Below are 14195 nucleotides of genomic sequence, written 5' to 3'. Positions count from 1 at the left end.
CCTATCCTTCCAGATATTTCTCTCTTAAGATCTTAAAGTCTTCCTTTAACAATCCAAGTCCCTCTCTCAGGAAGCCATCTACCGTTCCATAATCCTCAGCAATGGCATCCAATACGCTCTGTAAATATTCCGGTGATACCGTTAGCATGTACTTGATCTTTTCTTCCACCATCCGATCAGATACCAATCTGGATACTGTGCCTAACAGCATGGTCACCTCATCATAAATACAATGATTCGTATACAGATAATCTCTCTTAATTTCTTCCATATCCACTCCCAAGGCAGATAAGAGGAGCATGGTTCCTACTCCCACACGGTCTTTCCCCTCGCTGCAGTGCCATAAAACGGCTCCTTCTTCCTGCTCTAGCAAATGATGAAAGAATTTCCTGTAACCATTGACACAATGCTCATTTCGCACCAGCTGAGGATACACAGAGATCATAAAGCCCTTGGCATCATCCGGAAGTCCGGCAGCCCGGTCAACCGCCTCCTGCAGAGGATTACCAGAAGGCTGTTTTTTTCCCTCTCCTTCTTCTTCAAATCGTTCCAAAATCGGGTTCTTATAATAGCTGACCCCTTTCATATGCGGATCCGGTTTCGCCTCCATCTCACCCAAAGTACGAAAATCGATAATGGTCCTTAAATCATGCTGCATCGTAAGACATTCTAAATCTTTACTGGTGGCATTCCATAAAGCACCACTTCGGATCAGCTTTCTTTCCTTAATCCTTTTTCCATCCTTTGTCACCATTCCTCCCAAATCTCTTGTATTTTGACATCCCTGTAACTGTATCTTTTGTTTCCTCATATACCTTCTCCTATTGGCGTAAAACCGCCATTCCTATAGAAAAAGGGCATCCTGCCGGATACCCCTTTTTCTGTTACCAAAACTTCTTGTAATATTATAATATTCTATTTCTCTATCGTCAACTGGGAATGTTTGATTTCCTCTCCTTCTTTCCACTCAATATCCAATTCATATTTTCTCCATCCATCTGACCATATTAAAAAACCTGAAAACAAGTTCTATAAACTGCTTTCAGGATATTGTGTAATAAAAAAGAACTTTCCTATTCCATAAAAAAAAGCGCGAGACGGGACTCGAACCCGCGACCCCGACCTTGGCAAGGTCGTGCTCCACCAACTGAGCCACTCGCGCATAGAATGCCCAGAGCCGGAATCGAACCAGCGACACGAGGATTTTCAGTCCTCTGCTCTACCGACTGAGCTATCTGGGCATATGAAATTGTGATTGCTAAAATTAGCAAAGCGGGTGATGGGAATCGAACCCACGTATCTAGCTTGGAAGGCTAGTGTTCTACCATTGAACTACACCCGCACGGATTTGTCATCGGACAAATGCCGGCGACCGGAATCGAACCGGTACGGGAGTATAAGTCCCGCAGGATTTTAAGTCCTGTGCGTCTGCCAGTTCCGCCACGCCGGCATATCCTAAAAGGATAGTGGATGGAGAAGGATTCGAACCTTCGAAGGCGTTGCCAACAGATTTACAGTCTGCCCCCTTTGGCCACTCGGGAATCCATCCAAGAACCATCTGACAGTTGTTAATTATACTAGAACCCCAAACAAAATGCAAGTACTTTTTTTATTTTTTTTAATTTTTTTCTTCACACCGCCAAATAGAGCCATTTCTTGATTCAACTTTTAGTTGAAAAAGCCCAATTTTTCTATAACTCCCTATTATCTGCAATCGGAAATGGTCGTTCTTGCAAGTAATAACCCTCCTGCGACCAAACGTTAAACATACCCCCTACATTCTTCTCATCCCAGACTCTCATCCGACATCATACGAAAACAGGGCTACCACCATCCACTCTGGCAATATCCCTGCTCTCATCTAGTTATCTATGTTCTTTTTCAATTTATCTCCATGAAGGATTGTGCCGGAATGCTTCGGCATCGTAATCGTAATCGCTCCCTTTTCTACCGGATAATTCACGATATCCTCTGTATGTCCCTCTTCTACCGTCAGCATGATCTGCTGCATCCGATAATCATCGGTCACTCCTATCTGCCATACGGGAATCGTAAGCTTCTTGGCTTCATCGTTATTATTGATAATAACAATCGCATAATCATCATCGGTAAATCTTCCATAACTGAAGATATTCTTCTCTCCATACAAGAACTTTAAGGAGCCTTCCATAAAGGCTGGATATTTCTTATGAATCTTAATCATACTCTTATGGAATAAGATCAGATCCACATCCTCTTTTCCCCACGGATAAGTTCTTCGGTTATCCGGATCTGTCCATCCGGTCACACCGGCTTCATCTCCATAATAAAGGGTTGGTGCTCCTGGCCATGTCATCTGCATCAGAACAGCTTCCCGGAACACTCCCTTGGATACACCCTTATCGGCCATTTCAGGACCTACAGACTGAGTTCTTCCAACCTTTTTATTCGTTCTGGTCAGGAAACGGGAATGGTCGTGATTGGACAGCTCATTCATAGCCACCTGAAGGGATGGATAGTGGAATCTTGACATATGATGCTTCATAGCATCGGAAAACGTCTTATAGTTTCCATCCAGATCCTCCCGATATTCATCACTGTGCTTTTCCATTCCGGTCAGGAACCACGTAATCGGCTCCATAAAGGCATCGTAGTTCATTACCGTATCCCATTCATCTCCCTGCAGCCAAGGAGCCACATCGCCATAATGCTCTGCCAGGATCAGTGCATCCGGATTGACAGATTTCACCGCTTTTCGGAAGTCCTTCCAGAACTGATGGTTAAACTCGTGGGAATATCCAAGATCTGCAGCCACATCCAGGCGCCATCCATCTACGTTATATGGAGGAGAAATCCATTTTTTCGCAATCTTAAGAATATATTGATACAATTTATCCGAACCTTCATAATTAAGTTTCGGAAGGGTATCATGCCCCCACCAGCCGTCATAAGATGAATTATACGGCCAAAACCTTCCTTCTTCATCATAGAACTTAAAGAAAGTATGATATGGGCTTTCTTTGGATACATACGCCCCTTCCTCATAGCCCTTTACTCCCTCGTAGATCCGTTCACGGTCCATCCATTTGTTAAAAGAACCACAATGGTTAAACACACCGTCTAAAATCACGCGCATGCCCCTCTTATGGATTTCTTCCACCAGCTTGGCAAACAGCTGATTACTGGCCTCCAGATTTCGCTTATCTGTGACACGGGATACATAGCGGCTGGCCTTTTTATTATCCTTAGCGCCATCTGCCACCAGATCACCCTCGTCCACTACAATTTTACCAAAATGAGGATCTATATAATCATAATCTTGAATATCATATTTATGGTTGGATGGAGATACAAAGATTGGATTCAGATAAATCACATCTACACCCAGTTCTTTTAAATAATCCAGCTTCTCCATTACTCCCTGAAGATCTCCGCCGTAAAATTCCCGGACACCCATGGCTGCTGGATATTTCTCCCAGTTATCGATTTTTTTCGTTGTCTCATTGATGTATATATATTCATTCTCCAGTACATCGTTTTTCTGATCACCATTATAAAAACGATCCACAAAAATCTGATACATAACCGCAGATTTCGCCCATTTTGGTGTTGAGAAATTCTTGACAATGGAAAATTGATATTCATCCTTGACTTCTTTTACCGTTCCCATACGATCATAGTATAAACAACTGTCATTAACATGAATCTCAAAATAATAATCCAGGCGCTCTTCACTTGCCGGAATGACGATTTCATAATAATCGAAATACGTGTCCGTCTTTCCCCGGGTCATAAGCTGCTTTTCTCCATTGACTATAATATATACTTCATCCACATTATATTTCATCGTTCGAAATCGAATGGTCACATCATCATACTGCGTTGGTTCTTCCGGTTCCTGATAAAATCTGGTATTGTCAGAAAAAAAAGCTTCCGTACGAACCAATGGTTTTCTATAAAATATATACGCGTGAAGTTTTTCTGCCATTGAAACTTTTTTCATATTCCAAACTTCCTTTTTCAATTAATATGTAATATTTTAATATAACTTTCTTGTATACACAACCTGAAACAACGAATTTTTCCCATATTTAAGCCATTTCTATACTATAGTATATGCTGATTTTCTCTGCTGGAAATCTAATACTCAACTGGGATGTACTGGTTCCTTCTCTTTCACGTAAAAAGGACAGCTGTTAAGCTGTCCTTTTTGGAGAAGGTATTTTGTTACTTATTGGGTGTAGCAAAAAACTATATAATGTATTGGGGGGGGTTACAAGTATTATTATACATATAGACCTTAAAAAGTGTGCATAAACATTAACTTTTTTAAAAAAATTTTTTGTGCAAATCGTTAATGGAACTTTTTCCCATCTACATTTTTTACTACATTTTCATTTTTTCAAAGATAAAATTATACATTTTTAATCAAACAACGCTTCAAATTCTTCCTGATTGATTCTTTCTTTTTCTAATAAAAGTTCTGCACATTTATGAAGCTTGTCCATATTTTCCACAATTAAATCTTTTGCTTTTTTATAGCAATCGTCCACAATGTTCTGAACTTCTCTATCGATCAGGGATGTCACTTCTTCGCCATATAATTTTTCATGTCCGATATTCTTTCCTAAGAATACTTCTTCCTGATCATCAGAACCATAATGGAGCAGCCCCAGCTTCTCAGACATACCATATTGAGTCACCATTCTTCTAGCTGTATCGGTCACATGTTTAATATCCTGAGATGCACCGGTTGTAATATCATCAAAAATCAACTCTTCTGCAATACGCCCCCCAAGGGAAACCATAATATCCTGCAGGAGTTTTCCCTTTGTCATAAAGATGTTATCATTTTCCGGCAGAGGCATGGTATAACCAGCAGCTCCTACTCCCGTAGGAATAATAGATACCGTATAAACCGGTCCTACATCGGGAAGCAAATGAAATAACAGCGCGTGACCAGATTCATGATATGCTGTAATTCTTCGCTCACTTTCCGGCACCAGACGACTCTTCTTCTCTGTTCCGATTCCAACTTTAATAAATGCTACATCAATATCCTGCTTGCGGATAAATCTTCTTTCTTCCCGCGCTGCATTGATCGCAGCTTCATTCATCAGATTCTCAAGGTCTGCACCGACAAATCCGGCAGTAGTTCTTGCAATTTCATGCAAATCTACATCGTCACCCAATGGTTTTTTGCGTACATGCACCTTTAAGATCTCCTCACGCCCTTTCACATCTGGACGTCCTACAGCCACTTTACGGTCAAAACGTCCCGGACGCATGATGGCAGGGTCCAGGATATCCGCACGGTTGGTTGCCGCAAGCACAATAATTCCCTGATTGACACCAAATCCATCCATCTCTACGAGTAACTGGTTCAGAGTCTGCTCTCTTTCATCATGTCCGCCTCCAAGACCACTTCCACGTCTTCTTCCGACCGCATCGATCTCATCAATAAATACGATACACGGAGCATTCTTCTTCGCTTCCTCGAATAAATCTCTAACACGAGAAGCACCCACTCCTACGAACATCTCTACAAAGTCAGATCCAGATATGCTGAAGAAAGGAACTCCTGCTTCTCCTGCTACTGCTTTGGCAATTAAAGTTTTACCGGTTCCTGGAGGTCCAACAAGTAAAACCCCCTTTGGAATTCTGGCTCCTACATCAATATACTTGCCAGGCGCCTTTAAAAAGTCTACTACCTCCTGCAGACTCTCTTTTTCTTCATCCAGACCTGCAACATCCGCAAAAGTTACCTTTATGCTATCTTCCTTTGCTAATTTTGCACGACTCTTTCCAAAGTCGGCCATCTTGCTGTTTCCTCCATTCTGACGCATGATCACGACCATCATAAAGATCAGCATTCCCATCAACAGAAGATTCGGAACCAGATTCACGATCCAGTCCATGGAATGATCAATGCCTTTCAGACTGTATTTTACATCCGGCTCTACAGCCTTTAATTCCTCCTGAAAATCATTCACATCGCTGACCGCGAATTCTTTCTGAGAATCTCCAATCTTTACCAATATATTTCCTGTCGGCACTTCCTGATTCTGTTCAATTACGATCTCACTCACTTTATCATTCTGAAGGTCTTTGTAAAACTGAGCCTCCGTATATCCGGCATCTGTAGTCTTTGCACCGGTTCCAAGATAATAAAGCAGACAGACCGCAATCAACAGGGTTAGAAAGTATATGCCATTTCCTTTTCGATTCAAATTGCTTCGCTCCCTTCCTTTCATTGATATGGCGATGCTCAACTGAGCACCGCCCCTTTTAATACAATAATATTCTATGATGTTGGAGTCAAAAGTCTTTGACTCCCTGATACCTACGGATTTCTTCGCGTTTCACGCTCACGAAATCCTAAAAACATTCGAAATCCGCTCATTTTTCTACGAAAAATGGCTACTTTCTCATGTTTTGCAGGTCCCAAAGTCATGCTTTTTCATGCAAGCATGAACAGCATGCCCTTTTGACCCTGGTATCATTCTATCAGACTATACTTCTACAATTCCAACATATGGAAGATTTCTGTATTTTTGTGCATAGTCAAGCCCATATCCAACAACAAATTCATCCGGAATCTCAAATCCTGTATAATCAACAGGAACTTCTTTCACTCTACGGTCCGGCTTATCCAAAAATGCCAGCAGCTTCAGACTCTTTGGCTTTCTCTCTCTCAGGACCGGCAAAAGATAGCTTAATGTACGTCCAGAGTCAATAATATCCTCTACAACGATCACATTCTTTCCTTCAATCGTCTCATCCAGATCCTTGGCTAACTTTACGACACCGGAGGATTTGGTTCCATCACCATAGCTGGAAATAGACATAAAATCCATCGTTACAGGAACTGTGATTCTCTTTGCCAGCTCACAGGTAATAAATACACTTCCCTTTAAAATACATACGAGATGCACGGCTTCTCCTTCGTATTCTTTGCTGATCTGCTCACCCAGCTGACGAATCTTCGCATCCACTTCCTCTTCTGAAATTAATACACTAATCTTATGTTCCATACTCATTCCTCCATTCGTGTCCATGTTAATTGCAGCACCCATTTCGTTGCACCAGTCACCTTATATTCCCCACTGATTCTTCCGCCGATGATCCATATAATATGATCTTCATCCGCCACAAGAGGAATTTTCTTTCTCTGATCCTTTGGGATTTTCTGATCGATAAAATATCGATTCAGCTTCTTTCTCTGTCCCTTATCGTTCATTACAAAATAGTCGTCCTGTTGCCAGGTTCTTACCACTGCATGATTTCTAATTTTATCATAGTCAAATGTTTTCGTATACATTTTTTCCGAAAACTCTTCATCTTTCTTTGGAAAAATCTCCACCTTCATCCATCCGCCGGCAAATCCGATCCATTGGCTGCCTTCCTGAAGGCGGATGGATGCTTCCTCACGGGGTTCTTCCCTCTTTCCGATGACCAATTCATCATATTGCCGCACTGCCCTGATCTGATAAGGGAAATCCATCTCCCGTCCACTCTGTGCTTCCATCAGCTTAAGCAGCTGCTCTACATGGATTCTCTTTAAATCTCTTTCACTTCCTGCCACCTCTGCTAATGCCCGTTTTAATACTTCCTTCTGCAAAAAAACAGGAAGCTTCCTGCACGATTCCATACATATCCTTCTTTTGTCACCATCACATATGACACAGGAACTCCATGCCCCCTGAATCTGATCCGTCAGATACACGCCCAGCTCTTCCATTTGCTCTGCCAGATCCGCTATATGCTCTGTTACCTGCCCATTGACTCTGGACAATTCCGGAATGACCTTGTGGCGAATCTGGTTTCTGGCATAGACCGTATCCTCATTGGAAGGATCCACATTATAGGTCTGCTGCCTTTTCATAAGCTCCTTTAGAATCTCCTCCTTGGTCATACATAACAACGGACGAAGAATCCGGTTCTGCTTTGGGCGGATGCCTGCCATCCCTTTCCATCCCGTCCCCCTTGCCATACGGTAAAGGACTGTCTCTGCCAGGTCATTTCGATGATGCGCCACTGCGATGCTGTCATAATGCAGTTTCTCCAAAACATGATAAAATGTAGCATACCGAAACTTTCTTCCTGCTTCCTCTATCGACAACCGTTCTTTTGCCGCATAGGAAGCAATATCTTTGCGATAACAATAAAAAGGAACCCCATGTTCCTCACAAAACCTTCTGGCAAACGCTTCATGCCGAGACGCCTCCACAAGCAGCTGATGATTGATGTAGACCGCTGCCAACGATAAGGAAAACTCCTGTCGCAATTCTAGTAAAACCAACATCAAATACAAAGAGTCCGGTCCACCAGAAAATCCAATGACAATTTTATCTTCTTTGTTTATTAAATTATGCCTTTTTATATAATTTTTAATCTTATCCATAGTATTATTTTACTTATTCCAAATTCCAATTGCAAGAGCCGTACAGTCATCCTTTTGATTTGAGACTTTCTCCATAATCAGATTGCAGATCTTCTGAGGACAATTTTCCCTTTGGAGCTTCAAAAACTGCACAAACGCTTCTCTCCCACCAAATTCATCCAAAACCCCATCCGATACCATTATGATCTTATCACCATCATTAAATTTTTTCCGAATAAAGTCTATTTTCCCTTCTATGAAAACCCCCACCGGAGGGGCATCCCCTGCGATTACTTCCACCATCCTGCCACGAATGATAAAGCTTTCTGCAGCTCCCAATTTCAACAGTTTTCCAATCCCCGTATGTAGATCCAGTATAAGACAGTCCAAGGTCACATACCGTTCATGCCAGGAGGAAAACAGCATGGAGGATCTTACCATCTCTACAGCTGTTTCTGGAAGGATTTCACTCTCCAGCAGCTTTTCCAACAATTCTATGATCCTCTTACTTTCCTGTCCGGCCTGCCTTCCGGTTCCCAGGCCATCACAAATAGCTGCCACAAAGCAGTCCTCCCCGATATTCTCCATCGCAAACTGCTCCCCACATTCTGCCTCTCCCTGCTTAGCTGTACGCATGGCTCCAGAAAGAGCATAAAACCTTGGTTCCTCAATAAATTCCATCCAGAGAAAGCTTTCTCCTACCACAGATCTGCATCTTGGCTGTGGCTTCATTCTCCTTCGCAGAATCTGAGAAAGGATTCTTCCTACCTCTCTGGCTGTTTTCTCACCTTTCCTGCATCTTAAGCACAGAATGATCTCCAGATGTCCTTCCTGCTCCTTCCGGAAGCACTCTCCAATCTCAAGACCAGAGCTTTTTGCCTGCTTTTTTATAAAAGAATCTGCCTGTTTCCCGTATTGATCCTGTTTTTCCAGTCCCATCATACACTCTCTGATCATATTGGCCGCAGATTGATACTGTCTTCCAAAAAATCTCTGATGTACCATTCTCTGCTGTTCCAGCATAATCTCCTGTAGACCTGCCTGATAACGCTGATTGGCTTCCCGAATCATATCGGGACCACCATGACAGGTTAAGAAGGATACCACATCCTCCTGATCCAGAACCCCTTTATGCTCCATGGCATTTTCAATCTTCTTCTGACACATTTCCCGCTTGGAGCACCGATAACAATACTTTCTGTCCAATTCTTCCAACACCAGACGTAGCTTTTCCCTTCTCCATTCCTTCACCGAAACCTGTTCTTCCAGATAGCAGCGGGATAACCAGGAAAACATATGCTCCATTTTGCCCAACTGATGCAACACTCTATACGTTAATTCATCCGAAATTTGTTTTTCTTTTTTTCTTCCACCCACAAAAATCTCTCCCTCCTGAAGGCTATCGCTTTCATTATAGGAAATATGAGGGAACTTTTTTGTCAAAAAATTTACTTTAGAAAAAGAAAAAGCGATATAGACCTCTATCTATACCGCTCATTATCCAAATAGCGACGGGCAGATTCGAACTGCCGACACCACGGGTATGAACCGTGTGCTCTAGCCAACTGAGCTACATCGCCGAACTCAACGAATATGATTATAGCAACCTTTTCGTGCTTTGTCAACACTTTTTTTACTCTTCTTCCAAAATATATTCATCCGGATAAAAAAGTCCAAATTTCTCTCTGGCAATCTTTTCAATATATTCGTTGGAATCCATATATTCCTTCTTCTTCTCCAGCTCCTTGGTACGATCCTCTTCCTCAGAAATCTGCTGCTGAACTTCTTTCTTCTGAGCTTCCAGCCGTTGCTTTTCCCTGTACATACCCAGCTGAATCAATATCATAACAACGAGAATCACCAGCACAATTCCGGCAAACAGACGATTTTTCTTTCTCTTCTCCTTGCTGTTCCTACGATATTTTGCATATTTATCATTTTTCTTTCGTGCCATGTTCTCACCTTCTTTCTATTGCTATTTTAACTGCTTTTCTGATTTTTTTCAACCGTCCTGCCATCCGATTCCACAATCTCTTTATAAGACGCCGCAGCACCTTCCAATAACATAGCATTCCCAGAAACCACCCTAAGAACAGATATCCGCGGATATTTCCCTCATTTTCCCATTCTACAAAAAGGAAAAGGGCAATTCCAGCCAGGGACCAGTAAATCATATCGGTCACCTGGTTCTTCTTCCCCCGTTTTCTCCAGCAGTACCAGAAAAACCTCCAGCCATCATAAAGTGCAATCAAAAGACCTCCATAGAAAATCGCATAGAAAAAGATCCTGATCTGTACCAATATGGATTCGTCCATCACTTAAACAGCCGGCTTAATAAGCCATCTCCACTCACATTCTTTTCTTTGTGGTCGGTATATTGAAATCCATCGATATTGCCATCGATCTCCACTTCTCCTTTTTCCACTGTAAGTCTTTTTACATGCAGATCATTTCCTTTAATGGATAGCATCCCAAGTTCTGTTTCCAGAATGATTTCCGCCACATCAAAGGAAACCACATCTTTTACTCCGGTAATCGTACCTTTATTGCGGTTCCAAAGATTTACTTTATGTCCTTCCATGCTTTTCCCTCCATTTCTATATCCTAATATATTAGGTGGGAAAAGGATTTATTCACAAATAGCGAAACATATCTTTGGCTTCTTCCTTCTTGGTCGTATCTGCAATTTTAAGAATCTCTGCCTTTACCGTCTTATTTCCAAACTGAATCTCCAATACATCTCCAACCTTTACCTTTGTGCTGGCTTTGGCTGTTTTCCCGTTTACCATAACACGTCCACCATCACAGGCTTCGTTAGCAACCGTTCTTCTTTTGATCAACCGGGACACTTTTAAAAATTTATCAAGTCTCATAGAACTCTCCCTTCATACAAAAATTTCTTATGTAATGAAAAAAAGCTGCCCAGAAAATTGGACAGCTTTCACTGTTTACAAATTATTGATTTACAGTATCTTTTAATGCTTTACCAGCTTTAAATTTAGGTGTTTTAGATGCTGGAATTGTCATAACTTCACCTGTTCTAGGGTTTCTTCCTTCTCTTGCAGCTCTTTCGGATACTTCGAAAGTACCAAATCCAACTAACTGGATCTTACCACCTTTTGTTAATTCTTCTGCTACTACATCTGTAAAAGCTTTTACTGCTTTTTCTGCGTCTTTTTTAGATAATTCAGTTTTTTCAGCAATTGCTGCAACTAATTCTGTCTTGTTCATAATGATCCTCCTAATTTACTACACGAATGGTTTATCATAACCCGCCAAACAAGCCGTTTTGTGACCTGTATAATCTGTTATAAAGGGTTTTAAGTGAAAAGTCAAGGAAAACTTGAAGAATTCACAATTTTTAATAATTTCCATCATACTGACCATTTTCTTCCAGTATTTTTCTTATTATATCCTTATTATATTCAGCCAGTAGATTCTCACCATCAAATCCGTTTTTCTTCGCCATCAGCACTGTCAAAAAGAGAAATTCTCCCATCTGTTCTTCCGTCATTTTTTCTTCACTTAACATCTCTGACAGCTTCCCTTTGATCTCCTGCAACTCTCCAAAGGAATATCCTGCTTTTTCTGATTTCTTTTGAATCTTTTGTGCCCTCAGACATGCCGGAAGAGAGAGCGGTATTCTTTTCAATCCATCCCACGGTGTTGCTTCCTTCTTCTCCGTCTGCTTGATTTCCTCCCAGTTCTTCAACACTCCATCCACTGAATTAACCTCTGTGGTCCCGAATACATGCGGGTGTCTGCGAATCAGCTTTTCGGAAATGTCATTTATCACATCCTCTATGGAAAAACGTTGCTCTTCAGAAGCGATTTCTGAATGCATCGTCACCTGAAGAAGCACATCCCCCAGTTCCTCTTTCAAATTCTCATCATCCTTGCAGTCAATGGCCTCTACTACCTCATAGGCCTCCTCGATCATACAGCCTCTCAGACTTTCATGGGTTTGCACCCGGTCCCATGGACATCCATCCTTTGCTCTTAAGCGTTTTGTGATCTCCAATAAATCTTCAAATGTATACATCTTATCAAACCGTCCTTTCTGTTACTGTCTTTTTATCATATATTATCGTCTATTTCAAGAACAAAGTCGAAAAACAGGAAACTCTTAGTTTTCTCTAGAAAAAAATGCTGTAATAGTTTATAATAGCTTCGTCTGGAATACATTCTCCCGATAAAAAAGAAAGGACGGATATTTATTTATGGAATACAGAATCAAACAACGGGTGCGCTATAGTGAGATCGCCGCCGATGAAAAAGTAAATATTGCACAGATTGTCAAATATTTTCAGGATTGCTCCACATTCCAATCAGAAGATATCGGTCTTGGCTTTCACTATTTAGAAACAAAGCATCGGGCATGGTTGCTTTTGGGATGGCAGATCATCGTGGATCGTTATCCTTCTTTTGGAGAAGAAATCTCTGTAGGAACATGGGCCTATGACTGGAAAGGCATCTATGGATATCGTAATTTCGATATTCAGGACTCCAATGGCTGCCGCATCGCTTATGCCAATTCCATCTGGGTATATACCGATACACAGACACTCGCTCCGGTAAAAGCAGACCAGGAGGATATGGAAGTCTACGGAATAGAGCCACGGATTCCTATGGCATATGCTCCCCGCAAAATCCGAGTTCCAAAGGAATATAAAGAATCCGACTGTTTCCAGATTATGAAGACACATATTGACACAAATCATCACGTCAATAACGCACAATACATTGACCTGGCGGAAGAATACCTGCCGGAAGGTTTTGTAATCGGACAGGTTCGAGCAGAATATAAACATGCTGCCGTCCTGCACGACATAATATATCCAAGGATTTCTTTCTCTGAACACAGCTGCACCGTCTGCCTGTGTAACGAAGAAGGCATTCCTTATGTTATTGTAGAATTTAATGAAAAAGAATAGGAGCTAGCATGATAGAATTAGGTAAAATTCAAACACTCTATATGGTGAAACGAGCGTCCTTCGGCGTTTACTTAAATGATGAACCTGGAAAAAGAGAGGATTCCATTCTCCTGCCTAAGAAACAGGTTCCTCGAGAAATGCAGATGGGGGATGCCATCGATGTATTCGTATACAAGGATTCCGAAGACCGACTGATCGCAACAACCAATTCACCAAAACTGACTTTGGGGGAACTGGCAGAATTAGAAGTCGTTTCTTTATCTTCCATCGGTGCTTTTATGAACTGGGGACTGGAGAAAGACCTGTTCCTGCCATTTAAAGAGCAGACACAGACCGTACGCGAAGGAAAAAAATATCTGGTAACTCTATATGTAGACAAGAGCCAGCGTCTTTGCGCCTCTATGAAGATCTACAGCATCTTATCTTCAGACAGCCCATACAAAAAAGACGATCATGTCACTGGAAGAATCTATGATATGAATGAAAATTTAGGGGCATTTGTAGCTGTTGATGACAAATATCACGGTATGATCCCTATGAAGGAGCTTCATAAGAAACTCTATATTGGCGACCAGGTAAACGCCCGGGTCGTTCGTGTCAGAGAAGATGGCAAACTGGACTTAAGCCTCCGCGAAAAGGCTTATCTGCAGATGGATGCCGACTGCCAGCTGATCATGGAGACAATTGAAAGCTACGATGGCGTTTTGCCTTTTACCGATAAGGCAAATCCAGCCGTCATCCAGCGAGAATTAGGCTTAAGCAAAAACGCCTTTAAACGAGGTGTAGGGCGATTATTGAAGCAAGGACGCATCGAAATTACCCCTCGCGGAATCCGCAAGATTTAAGAATTCGTTTCGTTTATTTTTATTGTTTTCTGGATAATATATGTTATAATATGA

14 protein-coding genes and 6 tRNA genes are annotated in these 14195 nt (G+C 41.7%); 2 read left to right on the top strand and 18 right to left on the bottom strand.

Annotated elements, in window-relative coordinates:
• Position 1: 1 nt before the first annotated feature.
• The 18 genes from BHF69_RS12175 to mazG form a co-directional block, all read right to left on the bottom strand.
• Positions 2-811: a tyrosine-protein phosphatase gene (locus tag BHF69_RS12175; protein ID WP_075672024.1), complete on the bottom strand. Its 810-nt coding sequence runs from the start codon at positions 809-811 to the stop codon at positions 2-4.
• Between the two features lie 278 nt (positions 812-1089).
• Positions 1090-1162: transfer RNA gene (locus tag BHF69_RS12170), tRNA-Gly, on the bottom strand.
• Between the two features lie 6 nt (positions 1163-1168).
• Positions 1169-1241, bottom strand: a tRNA-Phe gene (locus BHF69_RS12165).
• A 30-nt stretch (positions 1242-1271) separates the two neighbouring features.
• A tRNA-Gly gene (locus BHF69_RS12160) sits at positions 1272-1342 on the bottom strand.
• Between the two features lie 21 nt (positions 1343-1363).
• Positions 1364-1450: transfer RNA gene (locus tag BHF69_RS12155), tRNA-Leu, on the bottom strand.
• A 17-nt stretch (positions 1451-1467) separates the two neighbouring features.
• Positions 1468-1549: transfer RNA gene (locus tag BHF69_RS12150), tRNA-Tyr, on the bottom strand.
• Positions 1550-1861: 312 nt separating this feature from the next.
• On the bottom strand, positions 1862-3982 hold the full coding sequence (locus BHF69_RS12145; protein ID WP_075672022.1) for a glycoside hydrolase family 13 protein: 2121 nt from the start codon (positions 3980-3982) through the stop codon (positions 1862-1864).
• A 421-nt stretch (positions 3983-4403) separates the two neighbouring features.
• Positions 4404-6233, bottom strand: coding sequence for an ATP-dependent zinc metalloprotease FtsH (gene ftsH, locus BHF69_RS12140; protein ID WP_083651316.1), 1830 nt, complete (start codon positions 6231-6233; stop codon positions 4404-4406).
• Positions 6234-6491: 258 nt separating this feature from the next.
• Positions 6492-7013: a hypoxanthine phosphoribosyltransferase gene (gene hpt, locus BHF69_RS12135; protein WP_075672020.1), complete on the bottom strand. Its 522-nt coding sequence runs from the start codon at positions 7011-7013 to the stop codon at positions 6492-6494.
• Positions 7014-7015: 2 nt separating this feature from the next.
• Positions 7016-8383, bottom strand: coding sequence for a tRNA lysidine(34) synthetase TilS (gene tilS / locus BHF69_RS12130; protein ID WP_075672018.1), 1368 nt, complete (start codon positions 8381-8383; stop codon positions 7016-7018).
• A 9-nt stretch (positions 8384-8392) separates the two neighbouring features.
• On the bottom strand, positions 8393-9739 hold the full coding sequence (locus tag BHF69_RS12125) for a SpoIIE family protein phosphatase (RefSeq protein ID WP_075672016.1): 1347 nt from the start codon (positions 9737-9739) through the stop codon (positions 8393-8395).
• 129 nt (positions 9740-9868) lie between these two features.
• Positions 9869-9942, bottom strand: a tRNA-Met gene (locus BHF69_RS12120).
• A 53-nt stretch (positions 9943-9995) separates the two neighbouring features.
• The gene (locus BHF69_RS12115) at positions 9996-10316 is read right to left on the bottom strand and encodes an FtsB family cell division protein (RefSeq protein WP_075672014.1); all 321 of its coding nucleotides are present in this window, start codon (positions 10314-10316) and stop codon (positions 9996-9998) included.
• 4 nt (positions 10317-10320) lie between these two features.
• Complete coding sequence (gene yabQ, locus BHF69_RS12110; protein ID WP_075672012.1) at positions 10321-10677, bottom strand: spore cortex biosynthesis protein YabQ; 357 nt, start codon at positions 10675-10677, stop codon at positions 10321-10323.
• Positions 10677-10943, bottom strand: a complete 267-nt coding sequence (gene yabP / locus BHF69_RS12105; RefSeq protein WP_075672010.1) for a sporulation protein YabP — start codon at positions 10941-10943, stop codon at positions 10677-10679. The genes yabQ and yabP overlap by 1 nt, the downstream gene beginning before the upstream one ends.
• A 52-nt stretch (positions 10944-10995) precedes the next feature.
• Complete coding sequence (locus BHF69_RS12100) at positions 10996-11235, bottom strand: RNA-binding S4 domain-containing protein (RefSeq protein ID WP_075672008.1); 240 nt, start codon at positions 11233-11235, stop codon at positions 10996-10998.
• Between the two features lie 82 nt (positions 11236-11317).
• Positions 11318-11593, bottom strand: a complete 276-nt coding sequence (locus tag BHF69_RS12095) for an HU family DNA-binding protein (protein WP_075672006.1) — start codon at positions 11591-11593, stop codon at positions 11318-11320.
• Positions 11594-11723: 130 nt separating this feature from the next.
• Positions 11724-12404: a nucleoside triphosphate pyrophosphohydrolase gene (gene mazG / locus BHF69_RS12090; protein ID WP_075672004.1), complete on the bottom strand. Its 681-nt coding sequence runs from the start codon at positions 12402-12404 to the stop codon at positions 11724-11726.
• Between the two features lie 178 nt (positions 12405-12582).
• On the opposite strand from mazG, the gene BHF69_RS12085 reads away from it, so the two are divergent.
• Positions 12583-13296, top strand: a complete 714-nt coding sequence (locus BHF69_RS12085) for an acyl-[acyl-carrier-protein] thioesterase (RefSeq protein ID WP_075672002.1) — start codon at positions 12583-12585, stop codon at positions 13294-13296.
• Between the two features lie 8 nt (positions 13297-13304).
• Positions 13305-14141 carry a CvfB family protein gene (locus tag BHF69_RS12080; RefSeq protein ID WP_075672000.1) on the top strand — a complete coding sequence of 279 codons (837 nt, stop codon included), beginning with the start codon at positions 13305-13307 and terminating at the stop codon, positions 14139-14141.
• The last annotated feature ends 54 nt before the right edge of the window (positions 14142-14195 follow it).

The organism is Anaerostipes sp. 992a, from assembly GCF_001940245.1.
GTDB lineage: Bacteria > Bacillota > Clostridia > Lachnospirales > Lachnospiraceae > Fimousia.
This window is presented reverse-complemented; position numbering and strand designations above follow the sequence as displayed.

What these genes read in the sequence shown, in the direction of transcription:
- BHF69_RS12175 (WP_075672024.1), bottom strand. Translation starts at nt 811, where the DNA reads ATGAGGAAACAAAAGATACAGTTACAGGGATGTCAAAATACAAGAGAT.
- BHF69_RS12145 (WP_075672022.1), bottom strand. Translation starts at nt 3,982, where the DNA reads ATGAAAAAAGTTTCAATGGCAGAAAAACTTCACGCGTATATATTTTAT.
- ftsH (WP_083651316.1), bottom strand. Translation starts at nt 6,233, where the DNA reads ATGAAAGGAAGGGAGCGAAGCAATTTGAATCGAAAAGGAAATGGCATA.
- hpt (WP_075672020.1), bottom strand. Translation starts at nt 7,013, where the DNA reads ATGGAACATAAGATTAGTGTATTAATTTCAGAAGAGGAAGTGGATGCG.
- tilS (WP_075672018.1), bottom strand. Translation starts at nt 8,383, where the DNA reads ATGGATAAGATTAAAAATTATATAAAAAGGCATAATTTAATAAACAAA.
- BHF69_RS12115 (WP_075672014.1), bottom strand. Translation starts at nt 10,316, where the DNA reads ATGGCACGAAAGAAAAATGATAAATATGCAAAATATCGTAGGAACAGC.
- yabQ (WP_075672012.1), bottom strand. Translation starts at nt 10,677, where the DNA reads ATGGACGAATCCATATTGGTACAGATCAGGATCTTTTTCTATGCGATT.
- yabP (WP_075672010.1), bottom strand. Translation starts at nt 10,943, where the DNA reads ATGGAAGGACATAAAGTAAATCTTTGGAACCGCAATAAAGGTACGATT.
- BHF69_RS12100 (WP_075672008.1), bottom strand. Translation starts at nt 11,235, where the DNA reads ATGAGACTTGATAAATTTTTAAAAGTGTCCCGGTTGATCAAAAGAAGA.
- BHF69_RS12095 (WP_075672006.1), bottom strand. Translation starts at nt 11,593, where the DNA reads ATGAACAAGACAGAATTAGTTGCAGCAATTGCTGAAAAAACTGAATTA.
- mazG (WP_075672004.1), bottom strand. Translation starts at nt 12,404, where the DNA reads ATGTATACATTTGAAGATTTATTGGAGATCACAAAACGCTTAAGAGCA.
- BHF69_RS12085 (WP_075672002.1), top strand. Translation starts at nt 12,583, where the DNA reads ATGGAATACAGAATCAAACAACGGGTGCGCTATAGTGAGATCGCCGCC.
- BHF69_RS12080 (WP_075672000.1), top strand. Translation starts at nt 13,305, where the DNA reads ATGATAGAATTAGGTAAAATTCAAACACTCTATATGGTGAAACGAGCG.